We start from the raw sequence: 24,473 nt of genomic DNA on the forward strand, positions 1-24,473 counted from the left end.
TCATTCCGAAACCGGGTAGGCGCCCAGCACTTTGTAGAAAGCGCACAGACCCTGCAACTCCTGCAAGGCCGCGGCCACGTGCGGTTCGGAGGGGTGGCCTTGCAGGTCGATGTAAAAGTGGTATTCCCAGGCCGAGACAGGGCTGCCGGAGCGCGCGGGGCGCGACTCGAAGCGCGTCATCGACACGCCGTGCTTCTTCAGCGGCGTCAGCAGGTCGTGCACGGCGCCGGGGCGGTTGGGCACGGACAGGACCAGGCTCACGCAGTCACGTCCGCCCTGGGGGCCGCTGGGCGCGGGCATGGCCAGGGTGGAGGGCAGGCACAGGATGGCAAAACGGGTGCGGTTGCCGGCCTCGTCCTGGATGGCGGGCACGACGACGTGCAGGCCGAATTCGCTGGCCGCGCGTTCGCTGGCAATGCCCGCCCAGGCCGGATGGGTGCTGGCCAGGCGCGCGCCCTCGGCATTGCTGCTGGCGGCATGCCGTTCGGCGTGGGGCAGATGGGTGTTGAGCCACTGCTGGCATTGGGCCAGGGCCTGCGGATGCGCGTACACGGCGGTGATGCCCTCCAGCGACGGCGAGCTGCGCAGCAAGTTGTGGCGCACCAGCAGACTGGTTTCGCCCACCACGTGGACCGGAGAATTCAACAGCAGGTCCAGCGAGCGCGACACCACGCCCTCGGTGGAGTTCTCCATGGGGGCGACGCCATAGTCGGCGCGTCCCGCGGCGGTGGCTTGGAAGACCTCGTCGATGCTGGCGCAGGGCACGCGTTCAATGCTGGCGCCGAAGAATTGCAGCGCGGCTTGCTCGCTGAAGGTGCCGGCCGGGCCGAGGTAGGCCACGCGCAGTCGCGCTTCCAGCGCGCGGCAGGCCGACATGATTTCGCGCCAAACGTGGGCGATGCCCTCGGGCTTGAGGGGGCCGGGATTGGCCTGTTGCAGGCTGGCGATCACCTGGGCTTCGCGCTCGGGACGGAAGACCGGCGAGCCATCGAGCTTCTTGACTTCACCCACCTCATGCGCGAGCGCCGCGCGGCGGTTCAGCAGGGCCAGCAGTTCCTGATCCACCGCGTCGATCGCGGTGCGGAGTTCGGCGAGGGATCGGGCCATGGGGTCTCGGTGTCAGGCTTGGGTTTTCTCGAAGTCGCGCATGTAGTCCACCAGCGCCTGCACGCCTTTGAGGGGCATGGCGTTGTAGATGGAGGCGCGCATGCCGCCCACCGACTTGTGGCCCTTGAGCTGCAGCAAGCCAGCGGCCTTGGCACCGTCCAGGAAGGCGGTGTTGCGTGCCTCGTCGCGCAGGAAGAAGGGCACGTTCATGCGCGAGCGGTTGTCCTTGGCGACCTTGTTCACGTAGAGCTGCGAGCCATCGATGAAGTCGTACAGCAGCCGCGCCTTGGCGATGTTGCGCGCCTCGACCGCTTGAATGCCGCCTTGCTTCTTGAGCCACTGGAACACCAGGCCCGCGATGTAGATGGCGTAGGTGGGCGGCGTGTTGAACATGGAGTTGTTCTCGGCCACGGTCTGGTAGTTGAAGGCGCTTGGGCAGACGGGCAGGGCGTGACCCAGCAGATCCTCGCGAACGATCACCAGCGTCAGGCCCGCCGGGCCGAGGTTTTTCTGCGCGCCGCCATAGGCCAGGCCGACGCGCGACCAGTCCACCGGGCGCGAAGCCGCGTGCGAGGAAAAATCCACCACCAAGGGGGCATCCGATCCCAGGGCCTTCAGATCGGGCAGCTGGTGGTATTCCACGCCATGGATGGTTTCGTTCGAGCAGAGGTGCACATAGCTGGCCTTGGCGCTGAGTTGCCAGCCGGCTGGGTCTGGAACGCGAGTGAAGCCTTCGGTCTCCCCACTTGCGGCGACACGGACTTCACCATAGCGACGGGCTTCCTTGGCCGATTTCTGGCTCCAGCTGCCCGTGACCACGTAGTCCATCACACCGCCGCCTTGGCCCACGCCGGACGTGCGCCCCGCCAGGTTCAAGGGCACGATGGCGTTTTCCGCCAGCCCGCCGCCTTGCATGAAGAGGATGCGGAAGTTCGCCGGCACGGCCAGCAGCTCGCGCAAATCCGCCAGCGCCTGGTTGTGGATGCTGTCGAACTCCTTGCCGCGATGGCTCATCTCCATGACGCTCATGCCGCTGCCGTGCCAATCGAGCATTTCGGCGGCGGCCTGGCTCAGCACCTCGGCGGGAATGGCCGCCGGCCCGGCGGAGAAGTTGTAAGGACGGGCGGACAGCGCGCGCGCGTTCATGCCTCGCCGCCTTCCTCGGTCCCGTTGCCATTCGCGTCGCCGTGGATCTCACCGTTGGCGTCGTTCTCGACGATGCGCTGCAGGCCGCTGAGCTGGGTGCCGTCGTCCAGCGCGATCAGGGTCACGCCTTGCGTGGCACGGCCCATTTCGCGGATTTCGCTCACGCGGGTTCGCACCAGCACGCCCTTGTCGGTGATGAGCATGATCTCGTCGTCGGTGTGCACCAGGGTGGCCGCCACGACCTTGCCATTGCGCTCGCTCTGCTGGATGGCGATCATGCCCTTGGTGCCACGCCCGTGGCGGGTGTATTCGGCGATCGGCGTGCGCTTGCCGTAGCCGTTTTCCGTGGCGGTCAGCACGCTGGTGCGCGCGGCCTCGCCGTTGACGTCGTTCTGGGTTTCATCCTGGGCGACCAGCATGGCGATGACGCTCTGGCCATCGTCCAGCATCATGCCGCGCACGCCGCGCGCGTTGCGACCCATGGGGCGCACGTCGTTTTCGTCGAAGCGCACGGCCTTGCCGCCGTCGGAGAACAGCATGACGTCATGCCGGCCATCGGTCAACGCGGCGCCAATCAGGAAGTCGCCCGCGTCCAGGTCCACGGCGATGATGCCGGCCTTGCGCGGGTTGTTGAATTCGTCCAGTGACGTCTTCTTGACCGTGCCCATGCGGGTGGCCATGAACACGTAGTGGTCGGACGGGAAGCTGCTGAACTCACCGGTCAGCGGCAGCACGACCGTGATCTTCTCGCCCTCGGCCAGCGGGAACATGTTGACGATGGGACGGCCGCGCGAGTTGCGCGAGCCTTCCGGCACTTCCCAGACCTTGAGCCAATACAGGCGGCCGCGGTTGGAGAAGCACAGGATGTAGTCGTGCGTGTTGGCGATGAAGAGCTGGTCGATCCAGTCGTCTTCCTTGGTCTGGGTGGCCTGCTTGCCGCGTCCGCCGCGCTTTTGGGCGCGGTATTCGGACAGGGGCTGGCTCTTGATGTAGCCCGCATGTGAAAGTGTGACCACCTTGTCCTCGGGAGCGATCAGGTCCTCGGTGGCCAGGTCTTGCGCGTTGTGCTCCACCACGCTGCGGCGCGCGCCCAGTTTGGTCTGGCCGAATTCCTGTTTGATGCCCGCCAGTTCCTCGCCCACGATGGCGGCCACGCGTTCGGGCCTGGCCAGGATGTCGAGCAGGTTCTCGATCTCGGCCATGACGTCCTTGTACTCGGCGACGATCTTGTCTTGTTCCAGCCCGGTCAGGCGCTGCAGGCGCATCTGCAGGATTTCCTGGGCCTGGGTTTCAGACAGGCGATAGAGGCCATCGTTCTGCATGCCGAATTCGCGCTCCAACCCTTCGGGGCGGTAGTCGTCGGCGTTGATCACGCCGCCATCGGCGCGGCTGCGCGTGAGCATCTCGCGCACCAGCTTGCTGTCCCAGGCGCGGGTCATCAGTTCAGCCTTGGCCACCGGCGGCGTGGGCGACTCGCGGATGATGCGGATGAACTCGTCGATGTTGGCCAGGGCCACGGCCAGGCCTTCGAGCACATGGCCGCGTTCGCGGGCCTTGCGCAGCTCGAACACCGTGCGGCGGGTGACCACTTCGCGGCGGTGGTCCAGGAAGACCACGATCAGGTCCTTCAGGTTGCACAGCTTGGGCTGACCGCCCACCAGGGCCACCATGTTCATGCCGAAGGTGTCTTGCAGCTGCGTCTGCTTGTAGAGGTTGTTCAGCACCACCTCGGGCAGTTCGCCGCGCTTGAGTTCGATCACCACGCGCATGCCGGACTTGTCGCTCTCGTCCTGGATGTGGCTGATGCCTTCGATCTTCTTCTCGTGCACCAGCTCGGCGATGCGTTCCAGCAGGCTCTTCTTGTTGACCTGGTAGGGCAGCTCGTCGACGATGATGGACTGGCGCTGGCCCTTGTCGATGTCCTCGAAGTGGCAGCGGGCGCGCATGACAACCCGGCCCCGACCCGTGCGGTAGCCGTCCTTCACGCCCTGCATGCCGTAGATGATGCCCGCGGTTGGGAAGTCCGGAGCGGGGATGATTTCCATCAGTTCGTCGATGGAGGCGCCTGGGTTCTTCAGCACGTGCAGGCACGCGTCCACCACCTCGTTGAGGTTGTGCGGCGGGATGTTGGTCGCCATGCCCACGGCGATGCCGCCCGAGCCGTTGACCAGCAGGTTGGGCACGCGCGTCGGCAGCACCAGGGGTTCTTTTTCCGAGCCGTCGTAGTTGGGCCCGAAGTCCACGGTTTCCTTGTCGATGTCGGCCAGAGCCTCATGCGCGATCTTGGCCAGGCGGATTTCGGTGTAACGCATGGCGGCGGCGGGGTCGCCGTCCACCGAGCCGAAGTTGCCCTGGCCATCCACCAGCATGTGGCGCATGGAGAAGTCCTGCGCCATGCGCACGATGGTGTCGTACACCGACTGATCGCCGTGCGGGTGGTACTTGCCGATCACGTCGCCAACGATGCGCGCCGATTTCTTGTACGGGCGGTTCCAGTCGTTGTTCAGCTCGTGCATGGCGAACAGCACGCGGCGGTGCACCGGCTTGAAGCCGTCGCGCGCATCCGGCAGGGCCCGGCCGATGATGACGCTCATGGCGTAGTCGAGGTAGCTGCGGCGCATCTCCTCTTCCAGGCTGATGGGCAGGGTTTCCTTGGCGAATTCGGTCATGGGCTGGAACGAGGTGTTCTTTGGGGATCCGAGGGGCCGCGCGGTGGCGAAAGAAGGCTCGCCGAGCGAAGGCAATCCGCCATTTTAGTTCGACCCCGGTTCGTGGTCCGCGCCCGCCGCACGCCGCGGTGCCCGTGCCTGACCTTTTGGAGCCCGGCCAAGCGGGTTGCGCCGCCCACAGACTTACACCAAGCAACAGTTGGATTCACGGCCAAGCGGCGCTTTTTCATGGGGGCTCTGGCAGAATCGACCGCCTGCACACACCCTGACCCCGTGTCAGCCGTCTTTTCCGCCGGGGCCCAGCCCCCACAACGAGGATTCCATGAAAAATATCAGTGAGGCCCGCGCTCGATCGCATTCCGCTTTCTCCCGTTTCTCCCAAGTGCTCGCGGTCATGACCGCGGCCATCGTGCTGGCCGGCTGTGCCGCCTCGGTCCAGGCGCCAGCGCCTCAGGCCGAGACCGCGCCCGCAACCACGGGCCAAGCCCCGGCTGCGGCGCCTGCCGCGACACCGGCCCCCGCTGCGGCTGCGCCCAAGCCCGAGGCCAAGCCCCAACCCGATGTCGTGCTGACCTCCCCGCTGGGCGTCAAGCAGGTGGAGACGGTCACCGTGTTCTTTGATTTCGATAAGTCGGAACTCAAGCCCGAGGCGATCGCCTCCCTGGACACGCTGGCCGCCAAAGCCAAGGGCCGGACCGTGGAGGCCACCATCGTGGTCGGCCACACCGACTCCATTGGCACGCCCGAGTACAACCTGAAGCTGTCCGTGCGCCGCGCCGAGGCTGTCAAGGCGCATCTGACGGCCCAGGGCATCAACTCCGCCAGCGTCTTCACCGAAGGCAAGGGCTTGACTGCTCCCGCGCGTCCGAACGACACCGCCGAGGGCCGTGCCGTGAACCGCCGTGCCGACATCGAATTGGTCATCGTTCGCTGATCATTGCGGCCCGCCTCGCGCGGGCTAGGCAAACACCAAGGGCTGTCCATGACAGCCCTTGGTGTTTGTGCGGTTCAGTCTTGGCGCTGGCCTGCCGCGCGATAATCCCGCCCCATGAGCGCAACCCGAGTCAATGCCGATCCCGCCGAACTGGCGAAGTTCTCCGAACTGGCCCACCGCTGGTGGGACCCGCAGAGCGAATTCCGTCCCTTGCATGAAATCAACCCCCTGCGGCTGAACTGGTTGTCCGGTCTGGTGGCTGAGGGCTCGGGCAAGGGCCTCGCTGGCAAGGCGGTGCTGGACGTGGGCTGCGGTGGCGGCATCCTGGCCGACAGCATGGCGCGGGCCGGCGCGCAGGTGACGGGCATCGACCTCTCCACCAAGGCGCTGAAGGTCGCGCAATTGCACGCACTGGAAGCCGGCACGCCCAACATCAACTACCGCGAAATCAGCGCCGAAGCCCTGGCCGCCGAGGCGCCCGCCAGCTTCGATGTGGTGACCTGCATGGAGATGCTGGAGCATGTGCCTGATCCCGCCTCGGTCGTGCGCGCCTGCTCCACCCTGGTCAAGCCAGGCGGGTGGGTGTTTTTCTCCACCATCAACCGCAACCCCAAGTCCTTCCTGTTCGCCATCGTCGGGGCCGAGTACGTGCTGAACCTGTTGCCGCGTGGCACCCACGAATACGCCAAGTTCATCCGCCCCAGCGAACTCGCGCGCGATGTGCGCGACGCCGGTCTGGAGCTGCGGGCCTCGCGCGGCATGGGCTACAACCCGCTGACGCGGCGTTATGCGCTCAACGACGACACCAGCGTCAACTACCTCCTCGCCACCCGCAAAGTGGTGGCCGCATGAAGGGGTCTGGCGCTGGGGGCGCAGGGATCCGAGCCGTGTTGTTCGATCTGGACGGTACCTTGATCGACAGCGCGCCCGACCTGGGTCATGCCGCGAACCTCATGCGCGTGGCACGTGGCCTGCCTGAGTTGCCCCTGGCGCAGTACCGGCCCATGGCCGGCGCGGGCGCGCGCGGCATGATCGGCGTGGCATTCGCGGACCGCGGCTACACGCCCGAGCACCCCGAGTTTCCGGCCCTGCGCGCGGAATTCCTCGACAACTATGAGCGTTGCATGCGCGAGCGCACCGTGATCTTCGAGGGCGTGCCTGAGTTGGTGGTGTCGCTCCACGGACGTGGCCTCGCCTGGGGCGTGGTCACGAACAAATTCGAGCGCTTCACCTTGCCGCTGACGGCGGGCATGCCTCTCTTCACCTGCGCCCAGGCCATCGTCAGTGGTGACACCACGCCCCACCCCAAGCCACATCCCGCCCCCCTGTTGGAAGCCGCGCGCAGGCTGGGGCTGGCGCCCCAGCTTTGCGTGTACGTGGGCGATGACGAGCGCGACATCGTCGCGGGCAAGGCCGCCGGCATGCGCACGGTGGCGGCGACTTACGGCTACCTCGGGTCGAAAACGGATGCTGCGGCCTGGGGTGCTGACGCCGCCATTGAACATCCGCAAGAACTTCTGGCCCTACTCGCTTGAAATCGCCCGAACCGGCCTAAAATGAGAGCCTCAGGGGCTGCACTGGTTTCGACGTGGGTTCGGACGCGTGGCAGGGCATGTCGAGCTGAATGTGCTCGTAAAACAGATTCAAACAAACTAACTGCAAACGACGAACGTTTCGCACTCGCTGCTTAATTGCACGTGAGCCTCACAACAGCAAGCCGATAGGCTGGGCAAGGGTGGCGCAAGCTGTCCAGGCTGTGGGGTAACTTCATTCGGCTGGGCCCGCCTTGGGTAACTTAGGGCGGGTCGAGAAAATAGGTTGCTGGCGTCTTGCACAGCGTGCCACTGCGCGGTGTAAGAAGCGAGACTTAAATCAGATGGCTACACATGTAGAACTGTACGAAGAAGGCTTGCGGACGGGGGTTCAAATCCCCCCAGCTCCACCATCTCAATAGCGAATGCCGTTTGCTGAAATTCAGCAAACGGCATTTTGTTTTTTGAGCTTCGTGCGTGCAGTTCGCCAGCCGTACCAAGCCCTACGAAAGGCGTGGCTAGCGGGGTATGGGATGTAGGGTGACGGACCTCGACCCCGGCACTGGCTCCGTGGTTAGGGCTGCTTGGTTCCCCACCTGACCCGGTTGGCCGCTTCACCATGCGGGAAGGCCCGTCGCTGCCGATTGTAGCGGCTGTGGATGTCTGGCTGGTCTTATCCCTATGTCCCCGCCGTCATGCTCAGGCCGTGGCCGGTCGAGCGATGGCTGGGAAGTGCGCCGCCACGCGCCGTGCGGGGGCACCGTCGCACTAGGTGCTGCGCCAACGCGAAAGACGCTGACAGTCCGCGCGAGCTGACTTGCCTGGGCTTCCAAGGACTGCGTCGCGGCGGTGGACTCCTCCACCAGCGCGGCGTTCTGCTGCGTCACCAGGTCCATCTGGGCCATGTTTTGGTTGACCAGTTCCAGTCCCGCGGTTTGTTCCTGCGTGGCCGCGCTGATCTCGGCCACGATGTCGTGCACACGCTGGACGCTGTTGACGACATCGCGGATGGAGGCGCCAGCCTGTTCCACGAGTTGTGTGCCCGCGTCCACTTTGTTCACCGTGTCGCCAATCAGGCCCTTGATTTCTTTCGCGGCTTCCGCCGAACGCTGGGCCAGGTTGCGCACCTCGCTGGCGACCACCGCAAAACCCCGACCTTGTTCGCCCGCGCGCGCGGCCTCCACCGCCGCGTTCAGGGCGAGGATGTTGGTCTGGAAGGCAATGCCATCGATCACGCCGATGATGTCCACGATGCGGCGCGAGGCGTCATGGATGCCCCCCATGGTCTCCACCACTTGGTCGGCCACCTGGCCGCTGCGAGCCGCTTGCGTGGCGGTTTCCCGCGCCAATTGATTGGCTTGGCGGGCGTTGTCCGCGTTGTGCCGCACGGTGGACGTGATCTCTTCCATCGAAGCCGCCGTTTGTTGCAATGAGCCCGCTTGCTCTTCGGTGCGGCTGGACAGGTCCCGATTGCCGGCCGCGATCTGCGTCGCCGCGCTGGCGATGGTTTGCGAACCTTGCAGAACGTCCCCGACGATGCCGCGCAAGCGCTGGGTCATGTCCCGTAAGGCGTGGAGCAGCTGCGCCGCTTCGTCCCGGCCCTCGGCTCGCAGCTCAAGCGTCAGGTTTCCGTCGGCCACGGCCCGCGCGGCCTGCACGGCTTGCGTCAGGGGTTGGACGATGCTGCGCGTGAGCGACCAAGCGATCAGCGCGCCCGTGAGTGCGATGGCCAGGCCGATGCCCCCCAGCAGGGCGTAGCCGCGCGCCGCGCTGCCATCGATCTCCGCGCCCACGCGGTCAATGCTGGCGCGCTGGTGATCGCGCAGGCTTTGCAGTCCACCCAGGTAATCGCGCGAGGCGGGCAGGAAGGTCTGCTCGAACAAGCGCTGGACCTGGTCGAGTTGGCCGGCGGTCTTGGCCGCGATGATCGCGTCCCGCGCCTTGATGTAGGCCTGCCGGTATTCGATGACTTTGTCGAACAACGCCTGTTCTTGAGGGTTGGAAATCAGCTTGGCGAATTGCGCCTGGCGTTCGCTGATTTCCTTGCTGGAGGCGGCGTTCGCCGCGGCGAACAGTTCGGTCAAGGCGTTGTCGTTGCTGCGCGCGACGGCCGTGGCGCGTTGCACGCTGGCGCTGATGCCGGCGTACCAGTCCGTGACCAGGCGCTCCTTTTGCAAGGGCTCCTGCATCATCTGGCGCGTGGCCTCGGCGGTGTGGCGCAGCTGGTAGATCCCGCTGACCAGCATGATCAGGGAAAAGAGGATGAGCAAGCCGAAGCCTGCGGCAAGGCGGGTGCCGATGCGATGGTTCTTCATGGGATGGGGCCCGCCTGGCATGGCCCGGGAGCGGGAGGCTTTGTTACAAGTTGCGAAGGTTAACAAGTTGGCATTTCTGATAAATTTTTAGGGTTTTTTCGGATTGACTGATTCTTGTTGTGAAAATTTTGGTGGCTGGTACAGGCCGCGCAGGCTGGTGGCGGGCACCACATAGAATCCGTGCCCATGTCTTACCTCGTGCTCGCCCGCAAATACCGTCCCCGGAGCTTTTCCGAAATGGTGGGCCAGGAGCACGTGGTGCAGGCGCTTGCCAACGCGCTCACGCAGCAGCGCCTGCACCATGCTTATCTGTTCACCGGCACGCGTGGCGTGGGCAAGACCACGGTCTCGCGCGTGCTGGCCAAGTCGCTGAATTGCATCGGGCCCGACGGGCAGGGCGGCATCACCGCCCAACCCTGCGGCACCTGCCCGGCCTGCCTGGACATCGACGCGGGCCGTTTTGTCGATTACACCGAGCTGGACGCGGCCTCCAACCGCGGCGTCGATGAAGTGCAGGCCTTGCTGGAGCAGGCGGTCTACAAGCCGGTTCAGGGGCGCTTCAAGGTCTTCATGATCGACGAAGTGCACATGCTGACCAACACGGCCTTCAACGCCATGTTGAAGACGCTGGAAGAGCCGCCCGAGTACCTCAAGTTCGTGCTGGCGACCACCGATCCGCAGAAGGTGCCGGTCACCGTGCTGTCGCGCTGCCTGCAGTTCAATCTGAGGCCCATGGCGCCGGAAACAGTGCTGGAGCACCTGACCCGTGTGCTGGCCGCCGAGAACGTGGCGGCAGAGACGGGCGCCTTGCGCCTGTTGGCGCGCGCGGCGCGCGGCTCCATGCGCGACGCTCTCAGCCTGACCGACCAGGCCATCGCCTTTGGCGGCGGCCGCTTGGAAGAGGCCGCCGTGCGTCAGATGCTGGGCAGCGCGGACCGCGGCCATGTGCTGCGCCTGATCGATGCCTTGGCGCGGGGCGATGGGCTGACCGTGGTGGAAACCTCCGAGGCCTTGCGCCTGCATGGCCTGTCCGCGCCCGCGACCCTGGAAGAGATGAGCGCGGTGCTGCAGCGCATGGCCGTCCACCAGGCCACCGGGGGCGCGCGCCCGGCGGATGCCGCTGACCTCGCCGATCCGGACGCCGCGGAGATTGCGCGCCTGGCCGCGGTGTTGCCGCCCGACGAGACGCAGCTGCTCTACAGCATCTGCTTGCATGGCCGCGCCGAGCTGGGCTTGGCCCCCGACGAATACGCGGGCCTAACCATGGTGCTGCTGCGGCTTCTGGCGTTCAAGCCCGGAGCTTCTGTCGGCGCCCATCCAGGTTCGAGCGCCAGCGCCTCGCAGGAAAAAAAAACTCTAGCGTCGGCTGAAGCCGAGGCCGAAAGCCAGCCGCGCGTACCGGTTGCGGCTTTGCCCGCATCTGCGGCCGGGTCTGCGCCGGCACCCCGGCCGTCACCGATGCCCGCGCCATACAGCCCGGCCCCGCAAGTCGTCACACGGATGACCGTGCCGCAGGCCGTTGCGCCGACACGGCCCCTCGTGCCCGAGGCCACGTCTGCATCTTCCGCATCGGCATCGTCCGCCGTAACGCCCTCGTCGGCGGTTCATGCGGCTGTTGCGTCTCCCGCGACTGCATCTGCGCCCGCCGGCTCTTCAGCGATGACCGCGCCTCGGCCGGGTCAACGCTTGCCCGTGGTGGATGCGGTGCGACCGGCTCCGCCGCAGCCTTCGCGCCCGATGCCGGCGGCCCCACAGCCGCCCGCGGAGCCCGTGCCCTTGCCGGTGCGCACGGCGCCCGAAGCACGCTTGGATGCGCCGATGCCTGGCGCCACGGGGACACCCTTGGTGCCGACCGAGGAGGGCGATTTCTGGCATGGCCTGGTGCGCCAACTCATCGCCGCCGAGGCCGTGACCGCGCTGGTGCGTGAACTCGCCTTGCAATCTCAACTCGTCGCGCGCGACACCAGCGGCAACAGCCAGCATTGGCTGCTGCGCGTGGAGCGTGAATCGCTGAACTCGGGCAGCAGCCGCGAGCGTTTGCAAGCGGCCTTGCAGGCCGCGGGGCATGCCGTGACACTGACCGTGGAAATCGGGCGGGTGAGTGACAGCCCGGCCAAGCGCAACGCGGCGGCCGCGGCCGAGCGGCAGCAGGCGGCCGAGCAACTGGTCCACGAAAACCCCTTCGTGCAGGCGATGATGCGAGACTTTGGCGCGAAAATCGTGCCTGGCAGCATCAAGGCAGTGGATGCCTGAGCCCGTGCCGCCGAGGCGTTTCGGGCATAGCCCTCGCTTCGATTCAATCATCTGAAAAGGAAAAGCATGTTCAACAAAGGACAACTCGCCGGCCTCATGAAGCAGGCCCAGGCCATGCAGGACAACCTCAAGAAGGCGCAAGACGAGATCGCCCTGATGGAAGTCACGGGCGAGTCCGGGGCCGGTCTAGTCAAGGTCACGATGACGGGCAAGCACGACGTCAAGCGCGTGGTCATCGACCCAAGCCTGCTGGCCGACGACAAGGACATGCTGGAGGACCTGGTGGCCGCGGCCTTCAATGCCGCCGTGCGCAAGGTCGAGGAAACCTCGCAGGAGAAGATGGGCAAGCTGACCTCGGGCATGCCGGGTTTGCCCGGCGGTTTGAAGTTTCCCTTCTGACCGTCTGACGCTCTGACCTGTTCACCGCGTGTCCGACCCCCATTCTCTCGACGCGCTGATCCATGCCCTGCGTCGCCTGCCCGGTGTGGGGCAGCGCTCTGCTCAGCGCATGGCCTTCCACCTCCTGCAGCATGACCGCGAGGGCGCGCAGCTCCTGGCCGGAGCACTGCAGCAGGCGGTGGCCCAAGTACGCCATTGCGCCCGCTGCCACACCTTCAGCGAAACCGAAATCTGTGCGTTGTGCAGCGATCCGGCGCGCGACGCCAGCCGCTTGTGCGTCGTGGAAACCCCTGCCGATCAGATGGCGCTTGAGCGCACGGGCGCCTACAAAGGTCTGTACCACGTGCTGATGGGGCGGCTGAGCCCACTCGATGGCATTGGCCCCAAGGACATCGGGCTGCCCGCCCTGTTGGCGCGTGCCAGCGATGGCACCGTGCGCGAGGTCATCATTGCCACCAATTTCACCGGTGAGGGAGAAGCGACAGCCCATGTGATCGCCGAGGCCATGAAGAGCCGGGGGGTGGCTGTCACGCGGCTCGCTCGAGGCGTGCCCATCGGCAGTGAGTTGGAGTACGTGGACCTGGGCACCATCGCCCACGCGCTGGCAGATCGGCGTTGAGGGGCTGTTCCACGCAGACGCTTGCGCTGGCAGCTTGGCGCAAAGAGTGTCGACGCAGGTATGAATATTGCTCGCATGGGCTGCGTTTGTGGCTGCGTTTAGGGCTCGGCCCGAACGGAACCCGGAACCCGGTGCCCGGCCCGCAGGCCCACCTGGCTGAGCGCAGGACCTGCGTCTGGCGGGGTGGGACGCTCGCAAAGCAAGCGACAATAGAGGTTCCGGTTTCTTTTTTGTTTCTCACCCCCTACAAGGACTTTTATGCAAACCGCTCAATCCAAACGATCCACTCTCAAGCTGGCTGCCCTGGTGCTGGCTGGCTTCGCCATTGCCGGCCTGGCCGCCTGCGGTAAGAAGGAAGAAGCCGCCCCCGCCAAGGCTCTGGTGGTGGGTACCGATGCCGCCTATGCACCTTTCGAATCCCAGGACGCCCAAGGCAACATCGTTGGTTTCGACATTGACGTGGTGAAGGCCATCGCCGCCAATCAGGGCCTGGAAGTCAAGTTCGTCAACACGCCGTGGGAAGGCATCTTCAACACCCTGGCTCAAGGTGACCGCGATCTGCTGGTGTCGGCCATCACCATCACCGCCGAGCGCAAGCAGACGATGGATTTCTCCAACCCCTATTTCGACGCCAAGCAACTGATCGCCGTGGCCGAGAAGTCCACCGTGACCAAGTTCGCTGACATCAAGACCCTGAAGGTGGGCGTGCAAACCGGCACCACGGGTGACGATGTCGTGCAAGGCCTGCTGGGCAAGGACAGCGCCAACATCAAGCGTTTCGAATCCACCCCCCTGGCCCTGAAGGAACTGGAAGCTGGCGGCGTGCAAGCCGTGGTGGCTGACAATGGCGTGGTCGAGAACTATGTCAACAACAACGCCAACTTCAAGTTCAAGACCGTGAGCGACGACAGCTTCACGCCCGAGCAGTACGGCATCGCCGTTCGCAAGGGCAACACCGAGCTGCTGGAGAAGATCAACAAGGGCCTGGCGGCGATCAAGGCCGATGGCACTTACGCCAAGATCCACGCTCAGTGGTTCGGCGGCAAGAAGTAATCGGCTGAAAGCCGTATCGATCGGACCGGCCTGATCTGAACCGAACGGCGACGGCCTGCGTGACCTGCAACGGTGTCACGCAGGCCGTCCGTGTTTGGGGCTCGTGAGCCCAGTCCTCGATTGGCGCGGTCGCCTGTTCAATAAGAAAGTAGTCATACGACATGGATTTGCGCTGGAACATCCTTGCCGGGTACGCGCCCCTGTTTGTCTCGGGTCTGAAGACGACCATCCTGGTGACGCTCGTGGCCATCGTGGTCGGACTGGTGCTGGGGCTGTTGACGGGCCTGGTCACCAGCTCCCGCAAGGCACCGCCCCCGAATTCCACCCTCGCGCGTTGGGCGCTCAAGCCCGTGCAATGGCTGGCCGTGGCTTACGTCACTTTCTTCCGCGGCACGCCGCTGTTCGTGCAGATTCTGCTGGTGCACTTTGCGCTGATGCCCACGCTGGTGCATTCCGAGCATGGCCTCTTGCTGACCGGCCCGCTGGCCAGTGAGTTCCGCCAGAACTACGGCGCCTTCTTCTCGGGGGCCGTGGCGCTGTCGTTGAATGCTGGGGCCTACATCTCGGAAATCTTCCGCGCCGGCATCCAGTCCATCCACCAGGGGCAAACACAGGCTGCCTACAGCCTGGGCTTCACGCACGCGCAGTCCATGCGCTACGTGGTTGTGCCCCAGGCGGCGCGCCGCATGGTGCCGCCGCTGGTCAACGAGGCCATCATGCTGCTCAAGGATTCGTCCTTGGTTTCCGCGATCGGCCTGGCTGACCTGGCCCTGGCCGCGCGCACGGTCGCGGGGGCCTACTCGCGCTACTGGGAGCCCTACCTGGCGATTTCGGCCCTGTACCTGGTGATGACCTTGCTGTTGTCGCTGGCCGCCAAGCGCCTGGAAGTGCCCGAGCACCAGCGGGGCAAGTGAGCAGCCTTGCCTCCCAGCGGGGCAAGGGCCCGTCCGGGAAAGCAACGCTCACACAGCAAAACGGCCGGGCTTCAAGCCCGGCCGTTTTTTTGCTGCGCCGATGACTCGGTCCAGGATGATGATTGGCCGTGCCGTTATTCAGCTGTCCTTGCGCACCGGCGTGCCGATGGTGGAGGTCACGGGCATCCAACGGAAGAGCACGACGGTTTGGCCAGGCTCGAACTTGTCGCTCACCTTCAGTTTGTTCCACTCAGCCACCTTGGCCGGAGCCAGTCCGTAGCGGCGCGCGATGATGTTCACCGTGTCACGCTTGCCGGCTTTGTAGACCACGCGGCGTAGCTCAGTCTCAGGGAAGATATTGAGCTGACCATGATCGGCGATGCGTTCCGTCACATCGTGCTCGTGATCGCTGGGGCGCGGCACCAGCAGGGTGGAGCCGGCGCGGATGATCATGTGACTGGGAATGGCGTTGGCCTGGCGCAGTGCCTTCTCGTCGATCTTGAGCCGCTGCGCCACTTCCGTGGTCTTCATGGTCTTGGGGGCGGTCCAGACCGTCCAGCTTGCCAACTGACCTTTTTGCTGTTCGAGGAAGGCGTTCAGGTTTTGCTCGAACACGATCGCGTTATCCCAGGGCAGCAGGATCTGCGGGGTGCCCGCCGCGAGGATGACCGGCCGGTGCAGGGACGGGTTGAGCGCCTTGAAGTCTTCTAGCCGCACCTCGGCCAGCTCCGCGGCGAGTTCCACGTCGATGTCGCGCGTGATTTCCACGCTGTCGAAATAAGGGTGATTGCCAAACTCGGGCAGCGTGATGGCGAAGCGCGCCGGATCGGCGATCAGGCTCTTCACCGCCTGGAACTTGGGCACGTAGTAGCGTGTCTCCTTGGGCATCAGCCGGGAGAGGGAGACATAGTCCGTTGGTTTCTTCAAGCGCTTGTTCTTGGCGATGGCACGGCCCACCGCGCCTTCGCCCCAGTTGTAGGCCGCCAGGGCCAGGTGCCAGTCCCCGAACATGCCGTGCAGTTTTTCAAGGTAGTCCAACGCGGCACGGGTGGAGGCCAGCACGTCGCGCCGGTCGTCTCGGAAGGCGTTCTGCCGCAGCTGGTAGACCCGTCCTGTGCTCGGAATGAACTGCCACATGCCGGCTGCGCGCGCGCTGGAGTAGGCCAGCGGGTTGTAGGCGCTTTCGACGAAAGGCAGCAGCGCCAACTCGGTGGGCAGGCCACGGCGCTCGATCTCCTCGACGATGTGGAAGAGGTACATGCGTGATCGCTCGGTCATCGCGATGAACTCCTCCGGCCGGGCCGCGTACCACTGCTCGCGTCCGGGTACCAGGGGGCTGTCCAGGTCCGGCATGGCGAAGCCTTGGCGGATGCGCTGCCAAAGATCATCCGGCGGGGCCAATTCAACCACCGAGTGCGTGGCGGGCGTCAACGGTTTCGGCAGGGGCTGGAGGGGGAGCGCCGCCGCGGCTGCCGGCTCCGAAGTGCGTGCGGCTGCGGGGCCCGGCGCTGGCGATGCGGGAGGCGGCATTGGCGCGGCCTGTGTTTGCGGCGCGGGGGCAGAAATCGCCGCGCGCGAGCTGCGGGTGTTGGTGTCCACGACCGCAGTCAAGGGCGCAGCCGATTCACGCTCCGGCGCGGATGACGCGACCGCAGGCTGGGGTGCGGTGCGCTGCGCCAGTTCATCGGTCACCGCGCAAGCGCTCAAGCCCAGCGTGAGCAAGATCGCGCAAGCGGAGGCGCGGAGACGTTCGGGGTGGCGGCTGAACGGCGCAGTCGCAGGATCGGTCAGCGTCGGGTGGGGCGAGGGCGGCGAGAAGTGTTTCATCGGAATTCGTTTTTCCACTGGCGCAGCGCGGCGAAAGTCTCGACTTCCGCGGGCTGCATGCCGGTCAATGCGTGGCCAGCAGTCCGCGCGACGGCTTGAGCGACGTCGGGTTGGCGGCTGCGAAAAAAGGGGTTGATGGCGCGCTCGCGCGCGAGCGTGGACGGCAGGGTGGGCTCGCCGCGAGCGCGCAAGGCCTCGCAATCCAGGCTGTACTGACGCAAGGCCTCGTTGGCGGGCTCGACTGCCCGCGCGAAACGCAGATTGCTCAGGGTGTACTCGTGCGCGCAGCATACGCGGGTGGCGGCTGGCAGGCGATTGAGTTTGTCGAGTGAAGCCAGCATCTGCGCGGGCGTGCCTTCGAAGATGCGTCCGCAGCCCCCCGAGAACAGGGTGTCGCCACAGAAGAGCAAGGGCGAAGGCGCGCCCAGCGCGGTGGCCTCGGCGCAGTACCAGGCGATGTGGCCGGCGGTGTGTCCAGGCACGTCCAGTACCTCGAAACGCAGGCCCAGCAGTTCCACGGCATCCCCTTCGCTCACCCGGGTGATGGGCTCGGGCATCTCTTCACTCGCGGGGCCATAGACGGCCGCGCCCGTTGCGTCGCGTAACTCGGGCACGCCGCCCACATGGTCTGTGTGGTGATGGGTGACTAGAATCGCCCGCAGCGTCAGACGCCGAGCTCGCAGAGTGTCCAGCACCGGCGCTGCCTCGGCCGGGTCCACAACGATGGCGTGTTGCTCATCGTGCAACAGCCAGATGTAGTTGTCGGTCAGGGCGGGCAGAGGAAGCAGCGTCACAGGTCGGGGTTATCTTGAGGAGGCATGGCGTGAAGTCATGAGCGGCGAAATTATAGATTTGCAGTCCTGGTGCGAGACCCCTGCTGGAAGCTATCTTCTCGCCTGGGAGCGCGAGCAGTACGAGCGCGCCGTGGCCGACATTTTCGGCTACCACGCCCTGCAGTTGGGCTTGCCTGCGCTGGACAGCCTGTCCGCCAATCGCATGCCGCACCGCTGGCTGGCGCACTGCGGCACGGGCTCGCTCACCGCCGATGCCACGCCTCGGCCGATCACGCTCCACACCGACTACGCCGCATTGCCTTTTTCCGAGGGCAGCTTAGACCTGGTGACTCTGCCCCATACCCTGGACCTCCATCCCGACCCGCATGCCGTGCTGCGTGAAGTGGCGCGCGTGCTCGCGCCCAACGGCAAGGTGCTCATCAGCGGCTTCAACCCCATGAGTCTGTGGGGCTGGCGGCAGCGGCGCGAAACCTGGTGGGCGCGAACCACGCGCGAGGCCGGCTGGCATTGGCTGGCCCAACGCTGCCAACCCGTGCTGCCCGCGGACCTGGAGTTCATCAGTCCCTGGCGCTTGCGCGATTGGTTGCGCCTGTTGAATCTGGAGGTCGAGGCAGGGGGCGGAGACCGCTACGGTCTTTGGCGGCCCTTGCTGCGCAGTGCGTCTTGGTTGCATCGCTGGCGCTGGTTGGACTCCGCGGGCGGGCGTTGGTGGCCCGTGCTCGGCGCCGTTTATTTCGTGGTGGCCGTCAAGCGCGTGCAGGGCGTGCGCTTGCTGGAGCCGCGCTGGCGTCGCGCCGCGAGCGCGGCGCAGCAGGCTGCGCCGGCGTCCCTGGTGCGGCACCGGCGAGAATCGGTGGTTTCGGAGTCCGTCATGGCGAGTCCGGAAGCGCCGGATGAGCGTGTCACCACTCCGTCACGGTCAAGATGAACAAGGCAAGCCCAAGAACAAGGAAAGGATGGCTGGTTTGAGCCTCGCGCAACCACAAGCAAGCAGGGATGTGAAAGTCGACGGGAGTCCGGTGGAGATTTACACCGATGGCGCCTGCAAGGGCAACCCCGGACCCGGGGGCTGGGGCGTGCTGCTGCGTTCCGCAGGGGTGGAGAAGGAACTGTTCGGCGGTGAGCCGGCGACCACGAACAACCGCATGGAGTTGATGGCGGTGATTCAGGCGCTGGAGGCCCTCAAGCGCCCTTGCCATGTCGTCTTGCATGCGGACAGCCAGTACGTCCTCAAAGGCATCACCGAGTGGCTGGTCGGCTGGAAGGCCAAGGGTTGGAAGACCGCGAGCAAGCAACCGGTCAAGAACGTCGATCTGTGGCAGCGCCTGGACCTGCTGGTCAATGGCGCGCCGGGTCAGGTCGCGACGCACCGCATCGAGTGGCGCTGGGTCAAGGGGCACGATGGCGATCCGGGCAACGAGCGCGCGGATGCGCTGGCCAACCGGGGCGTGGAGCAGGTCGTGTCCCATCGTTGAGGGCCCGAGATTCCGCGGCGGTGCGTGCCCGCGGCACCCCATGGCTTGACCAAGGGTTTACATGGTTCTGGCATGCTTGCCGCTTTCGCGGTGAACGTTGCCGGGTCCGGTGATCGGGTCCGGTGATGCCGTCCCACCCGGGTGCAAAGCACGGGCGCACGCGCTCAAGTTTCTTTCCTGATGGATTTGCATGGCTTCCAGACTTCTTTATCCGGTGATCGCGGCCCTGGGCATCGGCGTGGCCTCGGGTGCCGCGTGGTGGTTCCAGCACCGCCAACCTGCGCCGGGCGCCGACGCGTCCCCCGTGGCCGGTGCGGCGGGCGCTGGTGTGGGGCAGCCGGCCACCCGGCCTGCCCCGGGCGCAGGCGGGGGCGGCGGCGGCTTGCCCAGTGTAGAAGCCGCGGCGGTCGTGCTGGCTCGCGTCCAGGACGACGCCCAGGCCGTGGGCACCTTGCGCTCGCGCCAGAGCGTGGTGCTGCGCCCCGAGGTGGCCGGACGCATCGCCGAGATCGCCTTCCGTGACGGCACGCGCGTGCGGCGCGGCCAGTTGCTGGCGCGCCTTGAGGACGAACTCCCGCGCGCCGAATTGAGTCAAGCCGAAGCGCAGTTGTCCATCGCGCGCGCCAATCTGCGGCGCAATGAGGAGTTGGTGGCCCAGAGTTTCGTCGCGCGCAGCGTGCTCGATGAAAGCCGCGCCAGCTTGCAGGTGGCCGAGGCCCAGGCCGCGCTGGCTCGCGCGCGGCTGGCCCGCATGCGCATCACGGCGCCTTTCGATGGCATGGTGGGCATCGCCAAGGTGGATTTGGGCGAGTATGTGCGTGACGGCGCCGACATCGTCAACCTGGAAGACATCGAGGCGCTTTACGTGGACTTCCGTCTGCCCGAGCGGCTGCAATCCAAGGTGCGGGCGGGGCAGAGTGCCTTCGTTTCGGTGGACGCGCTGCCCGGGCAATCCATACCTGCGGTGATCCAGGCCATCGATCCCCTGGTGGACGCCGACGGCCGTTCGCTGGCGGTGCGCGGATGCATCGACAACCGCAAGCAACTGCTGCGTCCGGGCATGTTCGCGCGGGTCACCACCGTCTTCGGCGCGCGCGACAACGCGCTGGTCGTTCCGGAGGAGGCCATCGTCCCCCAGGGCAGCAAGCAGTATGTGTTCAAGCTGGATGGGCCGGGTCGCGGCGCTGGTGTTGGCGGACAGGATGGCGATCCTGTCCTGCGTTCGGTGCGTCGCATCGAAGTGACCACCGGGTTGCGCCAGCCGGGCCGCGTGGAAGTGGTCCAGGGCTTGGCGGCCGGAGATGTCGTGGTCACCGCAGGCCAGCAGCGCATGCGTGGCGAAGGCATGCAGGTCCGCGTGGCGCAACTCAGCTCGGGCCTGGCGCAGCGAGGTTCCGACGCGCCAGCCGCCGCCCGCTCATCGGGCGCCGCACGCGCCGAACCTGGCAATCCTTGTTCCTGACCCACCGGCTGGCTCGGACTGGCCCTGACTCTGGCGGGCTGCATGATTCGCATGGTGCGCAACCCATCGAATTTGTAACAGCGAATACGTAACACGGGCCAGCTGAGTCACCGGCTTAGCCCGCTCGAAACAGAGCCAAGTTGTGCAATTTGTTGTTGTCTTGCGCACAAGTGCTCGGATACACCTGCTTGCAACCATTTACCACTGTGTAAAGGAAAAAATCTCTTTTACACTCGGAGGCTATTCCCTGAGTAAATAACCACTTGCTTTGCTTTCTCCGTTGTGCCGGTGCTCATGACAAAAAATCCCAGCGTCAGTCACGGGGAAACTGTCTTTACGCCGCATCTGAAGCCCGCCGGTCTGTTTGGAATCCGCGGCGCGTTGGCGGCGCGGAGGATGATGCTGATGGCGTGCGCGGCATTGATCATGGGTGCTGAGGTCTGGGCGCAGCAAACCTCGCTGCCGGATGCCTTGCAACCTGGGGCTGTGCGTCCGGACGCCACCAATCGCATGCCGCCCGCGCCGACGCCAGGAGGCTTGCTGGAAATCCCGCCCTTGGTGGAGCGTTCCCTGTCGCCTGGCGAAGGTCCGCGCGTCCGGGTGGCGCGGTTCAATTTGCAGGATGCACGTGATCTTCCTCGCTACGGGATCGCCCTGAACGAAGCGCGCGAACTGCTGGACCAAGCCCTGCGCGAGCAAGCCCCCGAGGGCTTCACCATCGGTGAGATGGAGGCCGTCGCCAACCGGGTGACCAACTACTACCGGCAGCGTGGCTTGATTCTGGCCAAGGTCGTTTTGCCCGTGCAGACCGTCACCGACGGTGTCGTGACCTTGCAGGTCATCGAGGGCCACCTGGGGCAAGTGCTGGCCGAGGGCAATCAGGTGTATTCCACCCGTGCGCTGGCGCGTCCATTTCACGATTTGCTGGGTGAGCCCGTGAGCCAGCAGGAAGCTGAATCCGCCCTGCTCACGCTCACAGACTATCCCGGTCTCGCGGTCTTCGGAACCTTCCAACCGGGCAAGCGGGTTGGCGAGGCGGACTTGCTGCTGCGCGTGCCGAACGAGGAACGTTTCAACGGCAATGTGCACATCGACAACCAGGGCAGTGAAACCACCGGGCTGTATCGGGTGCGCGCGCAGTTGCATTGGAACAACCCGACCGACCATGCCGACCGTGTGTCACTCACCTTGCAACAGAGCGCGCAGCCGGCCAATAACTTTTACGGCGGCTTGGAGTACCAGCTGATTCACGACGGCTTCTGGCAGGGTGGCGGCTTCGCACGCAGCAACCAGTTCACCGTGGGTGGTGATTTCGAGGATCAGAAGCTCAGCGGGTCCTCGGATCAGTACGGGCTCTATGTGAAGCAGGTGTGGCGGCGCAGTCGCGAAGGCAACTTTTCCACTCAGCAGGAACTCGCCTCCAAGACCTCGTCCACCGAGCGTTTTGGTGAACTCGCCAACGAAGACAAGTTGACCGTGCTGAAACTGAGCATGAACTATGACTCGGTGGACACACGCTACAGCGGTCTGAACTACGCCGGTCTGGAGTTCAGTCAGGGCTTCAATGACCTGCTGGGCGCGATGGGGGACACCAAGAGTGCGCGCTCCCTGGACCAAGGCCGGCGCCCGAGTCGCCTGAGTGGCGAGAGAACCTCCTCGAACGAGAACATCTACGCCGAAGGCGCGTTCAGCAAGGTGCTGGCTTTTTATTCGCGCCTGCAGAACATCACAGGCAGTTCGTCCGTGCTGTTCAGAACCGAGTTCCAGTTCTCCAATGATCTGCTGGTGCCGATGGAGCAGTACGCGGTGGGTGGCGCCGATCATTTGCGGGGTTTTGACAGCTCCTACACGCTGTACGACACAGGCGGTTTGCTGTCGCTGGAGTACATCTTGCAGGCGCCAGGCTTCGGTGATGTCCAAGCCCCCTTCAATGGTTTTGGCGGCGGCTGGCGCTGGCGCGATCTGTTCCAGGTGTCCATTTTTTATGATCATGCGCTGGGGCGGAAGAATCAGCCCCTGCCCAATGAACCACAGAACAACTACCAACTGTCCGACGCGGGCGTGGGCCTGCGCTTCAACATCCCGAACAAGCTGAATTCACGGATTCAGCTTGCCTTTCCACTGACCGATGAGAGCGGCAATGAGCAAAGTGCAGCGGCGAAATCAGACCCCAGGTTCTGGTTCGACCTCGCCTGGCTTTTCTGATCGGGTCACGCTGACCCGCATCACGCCCATCGCCCTGGCTGCCGCCTTGGCCCTGGGCGGCGTAGCCCTGCCCATGCCGCTGTATGCCGGTCCCAAGGGTGGCACCGTGGTGGGCGGCAGTGGCAGCATCAGCCAGCCCGATGCCAACACCACCCAAGTGCAGCAGAACAGCCAGCGCTTGGCGGTTCAATGGGACAGCTTCAACGTCGGGGCGAATGAGCGCGTCAATTTCTATCAGCCTTCGTCCAGCGCCTGGGTGCTCAACCAGATCCTGGACCAGAATGCCAGCGTCATCCGGGGGCAGATCAACGCCAACGGCAACGTTATTCTGGTCAATGGCAATGGCGTCTACTTCAGCTCCACCGCGCAGCTGAGCGTGGGCTCCCTGGTGGCCTCGGGCTTGGGCTTGTCCACCGAAAACTTCATGGCCGGGCAGCTCAAGTTCGAGCGTCAGGCGGGAACCAGCGGCCGGGTCGTGAACCGCGGCGTCATTCAGGCGGCCACCGGCGGCAGCGTGAGCTTGCTGGGTGCCAGCGTCGAGAACTCCGGCACCATCGTCGCCAACGCGGGTCGCATCCATCTGGGCGTGGGCGAGCGCATCACGCTCGATTTCGATGGCGATGGCCTGATGCGCTTCGCCGTGGACGAGGCCCTGCGAGAGCAGATCGACGGCTTGGACACGGCCATCCTCAACACCGGCGAATTGCGGGCCGAAGGGGGGCAGGTGGTCTTGGAGGGCCGCGTGGCGCGCGATGTGTTCGCCCATGTGGTCAATAACGAAGGCGTCATCAAGGCCGGGCGCATCGACAACGCTGGCGGTGTGATCCGCTTGGTGGGCTTCGGCGGCAGTGAAAGCTCCGTGCTCAACAGCGGCACGCTGGACGCCGCCGGCCGTGACGCGTCCAGCACCGGTGGCCAGGTGCATGTGCTGGGCGAGCGCGTGGCCCTGACCGGCAATGCCCTGGTCGACGCCAGCGGCGCCCAAGGCGGCGGCGAAATCCTGATCGGGGGTGACTACCAGGGCAAGAACCCGGACATCCCCAACGCGGAGCGGGTCTTCGTGGGGTCCGGCGTGCGCATCAAGGCCGATGCGATCGAGCGGGGCAATGGCGGCAAGGTCATTCTGTGGGCCGATGGGGACACACGGTATTTCGGTTCGATCAGCGCCCGCGGTGGCGCCGTCGGCGGCAATGGCGGGTTCGTCGAGGTGTCGGGCAAGCAGCGTCTGGCGTTCGCGGGCGCCGTGGATCTCTCGGCCTCCGATGGGCAACAAGGTTCGCTGCTGCTTGACCCGGACAATCTTTATATCTCCAACACCGATCCTGCGGCGGGGCAACTTGAGCTCGTCTCCGGTCCTTTCGAGGCCAATGACCAAATCGATGATTATTGGGTGAATACCGCGACCCTGGCCGCCGTCTCGGGGAACGTCACCTTGCTGGCGGGTAACGACGTCATTTTCCTGAGTGACCTGAGCATGGCTGCTCAAGGCGCGGCGGACACCCTGACCTTGAATGCCGGCCATGCGATCACCATGAATGGCCATGGGATCACGACCGTTGGAAGTCTCTCCATGACGGCCGGTGCGGGCGGGGTCACGGGCATCGGGGCATCGAGCGTGGGTGTGGACTTCTCGATCACTTCGGGTGGGGCCGTCAGTCAAAGCGGGGCCCAGACGCTGACGGTCGCAGGCACGACGACCTTGGCAGCGGGCTCGAACACCATCACGCTGAACAACGCGAACAACTTCGGCGGGACGGTGACGATCACCA

Annotated in this window: 18 protein-coding genes, 2 other RNA genes and 1 pseudogene; 14 read left to right on the plus strand and 7 right to left on the minus strand. The window is 65.3% G+C overall.

Annotation, left to right across the window (positions count from 1 at the left end; all coding sequences use genetic code 11):
- The 3 genes from pheA to gyrA are packed head-to-tail and all read right to left on the minus strand — an operon-like array spanning position 1 to position 4,922.
- Positions 1-1,107, minus strand: coding sequence for a prephenate dehydratase (gene pheA, locus HGR_RS05605; RefSeq protein ID WP_006297156.1), 1,107 nt, complete (start codon positions 1,105-1,107; stop codon positions 1-3).
- Between the two features lie 12 nt (positions 1,108-1,119).
- Entirely contained in the window at positions 1,120-2,253 is a 1,134-nt protein-coding gene (gene serC / locus HGR_RS05610; RefSeq protein ID WP_006297157.1) for a 3-phosphoserine/phosphohydroxythreonine transaminase, read from the minus strand.
- Positions 2,250-4,922, minus strand: a complete 2,673-nt coding sequence (gene gyrA / locus HGR_RS05615; protein WP_006297158.1) for a DNA gyrase subunit A — start codon at positions 4,920-4,922, stop codon at positions 2,250-2,252. The genes serC and gyrA overlap by 4 nt, the downstream gene beginning before the upstream one ends.
- A gap of 322 nt (positions 4,923-5,244) precedes the next feature.
- Here gyrA and HGR_RS05620 point away from each other — a divergent pair, with 322 nt between their 5' ends.
- From HGR_RS05620 to ssrA, 4 genes are all read left to right on the plus strand, one after another.
- Complete coding sequence (locus HGR_RS05620) at positions 5,245-5,856, plus strand: OmpA family protein (protein ID WP_006297159.1); 612 nt, start codon at positions 5,245-5,247, stop codon at positions 5,854-5,856.
- A 114-nt stretch (positions 5,857-5,970) separates the two neighbouring features.
- Positions 5,971-6,708 carry a bifunctional 2-polyprenyl-6-hydroxyphenol methylase/3-demethylubiquinol 3-O-methyltransferase UbiG gene (ubiG, locus tag HGR_RS05625; RefSeq protein ID WP_006297160.1) on the plus strand — a complete coding sequence of 246 codons (738 nt, stop codon included), beginning with the start codon at positions 5,971-5,973 and terminating at the stop codon, positions 6,706-6,708.
- On the plus strand, positions 6,705-7,391 hold the full coding sequence (locus tag HGR_RS05630; protein WP_039852534.1) for an HAD-IA family hydrolase: 687 nt from the start codon (positions 6,705-6,707) through the stop codon (positions 7,389-7,391). Before ubiG ends, HGR_RS05630 begins: the two co-directional genes overlap by 4 nt.
- Before the next feature lie 33 nt (positions 7,392-7,424).
- Positions 7,425-7,801: a transfer-messenger RNA gene (ssrA, locus tag HGR_RS17000) on the plus strand.
- Between the two features lie 126 nt (positions 7,802-7,927).
- Here the strand turns inward: ssrA and ffs are convergent.
- Positions 7,928-8,024, minus strand: an RNA gene (gene ffs / locus HGR_RS17005) — signal recognition particle sRNA small type.
- 305 nt (positions 8,025-8,329) lie between these two features.
- Positions 8,330-9,724: pseudogene (locus HGR_RS05635) on the minus strand (methyl-accepting chemotaxis protein); the annotation flags it as partial.
- A 165-nt stretch (positions 9,725-9,889) separates the two neighbouring features.
- Here HGR_RS05635 and dnaX point away from each other — a divergent pair.
- The 5 genes from dnaX (at position 9,890) to HGR_RS05660 (ending at position 14,941) form a co-directional block, all read left to right on the plus strand.
- Complete coding sequence (gene dnaX / locus HGR_RS05640; RefSeq protein ID WP_006297163.1) at positions 9,890-11,956, plus strand: DNA polymerase III subunit gamma/tau; 2,067 nt, start codon at positions 9,890-9,892, stop codon at positions 11,954-11,956.
- Between the two features lie 66 nt (positions 11,957-12,022).
- Complete coding sequence (locus tag HGR_RS05645; protein ID WP_006297164.1) at positions 12,023-12,355, plus strand: YbaB/EbfC family nucleoid-associated protein; 333 nt, start codon at positions 12,023-12,025, stop codon at positions 12,353-12,355.
- A gap of 28 nt (positions 12,356-12,383) precedes the next feature.
- Positions 12,384-12,974: a recombination mediator RecR gene (gene recR, locus HGR_RS05650; protein WP_006297165.1), complete on the plus strand. Its 591-nt coding sequence runs from the start codon at positions 12,384-12,386 to the stop codon at positions 12,972-12,974.
- A gap of 258 nt (positions 12,975-13,232) precedes the next feature.
- Complete coding sequence (locus tag HGR_RS05655; protein ID WP_006297166.1) at positions 13,233-14,027, plus strand: basic amino acid ABC transporter substrate-binding protein; 795 nt, start codon at positions 13,233-13,235, stop codon at positions 14,025-14,027.
- A 161-nt stretch (positions 14,028-14,188) separates the two neighbouring features.
- Positions 14,189-14,941 carry an amino acid ABC transporter permease gene (locus HGR_RS05660; protein WP_006297167.1) on the plus strand — a complete coding sequence of 251 codons (753 nt, stop codon included), beginning with the start codon at positions 14,189-14,191 and terminating at the stop codon, positions 14,939-14,941.
- Positions 14,942-15,079: 138 nt separating this feature from the next.
- Here the strand turns inward: HGR_RS05660 and HGR_RS05665 are convergent, their stop codons facing one another.
- Positions 15,080-16,768, minus strand: a complete 1,689-nt coding sequence (locus HGR_RS05665; RefSeq protein ID WP_006297168.1) for a transglycosylase SLT domain-containing protein — start codon at positions 16,766-16,768, stop codon at positions 15,080-15,082.
- The gene (gloB, locus tag HGR_RS05670; protein ID WP_006297170.1) at positions 16,765-17,562 is read right to left on the minus strand and encodes a hydroxyacylglutathione hydrolase; all 798 of its coding nucleotides are present in this window, start codon (positions 17,560-17,562) and stop codon (positions 16,765-16,767) included. The genes HGR_RS05665 and gloB overlap by 4 nt, the downstream gene beginning before the upstream one ends.
- Positions 17,563-17,599: 37 nt before the next feature.
- On the opposite strand from gloB, the gene HGR_RS05675 reads away from it, so the two are divergent.
- The 5 genes from HGR_RS05675 to HGR_RS05695 form a co-directional block, all read left to right on the plus strand.
- Positions 17,600-18,490 (plus strand): methyltransferase domain-containing protein, encoded by an 891-nt coding sequence (locus HGR_RS05675; RefSeq protein ID WP_081463444.1) that lies wholly within the window; start codon positions 17,600-17,602, stop codon positions 18,488-18,490.
- A 28-nt stretch (positions 18,491-18,518) separates the two neighbouring features.
- Complete coding sequence (gene rnhA, locus HGR_RS05680) at positions 18,519-19,037, plus strand: ribonuclease HI (protein WP_006297174.1); 519 nt, start codon at positions 18,519-18,521, stop codon at positions 19,035-19,037.
- 190 nt (positions 19,038-19,227) lie between these two features.
- Positions 19,228-20,499 (plus strand): efflux RND transporter periplasmic adaptor subunit, encoded by a 1,272-nt coding sequence (locus HGR_RS05685; protein WP_006297175.1) that lies wholly within the window; start codon positions 19,228-19,230, stop codon positions 20,497-20,499.
- A 426-nt stretch (positions 20,500-20,925) separates the two neighbouring features.
- A complete protein-coding gene (locus tag HGR_RS05690) occupies positions 20,926-22,704 on the plus strand; it encodes a ShlB/FhaC/HecB family hemolysin secretion/activation protein (RefSeq protein WP_169312672.1) in 1,779 nt (592 codons plus the stop codon).
- On the plus strand, positions 22,640-24,473 hold a 1,834-nt coding region (locus HGR_RS05695; RefSeq protein WP_006297177.1), incomplete at its 3' end, for a two-partner secretion domain-containing protein. The genes HGR_RS05690 and HGR_RS05695, both read left to right, overlap by 65 nt.

It is taken from the genome of Hylemonella gracilis ATCC 19624 (genome assembly GCF_000211835.1).
In the GTDB taxonomy this organism is placed as follows: domain Bacteria; phylum Pseudomonadota; class Gammaproteobacteria; order Burkholderiales; family Burkholderiaceae_C; genus Hylemonella; species Hylemonella gracilis.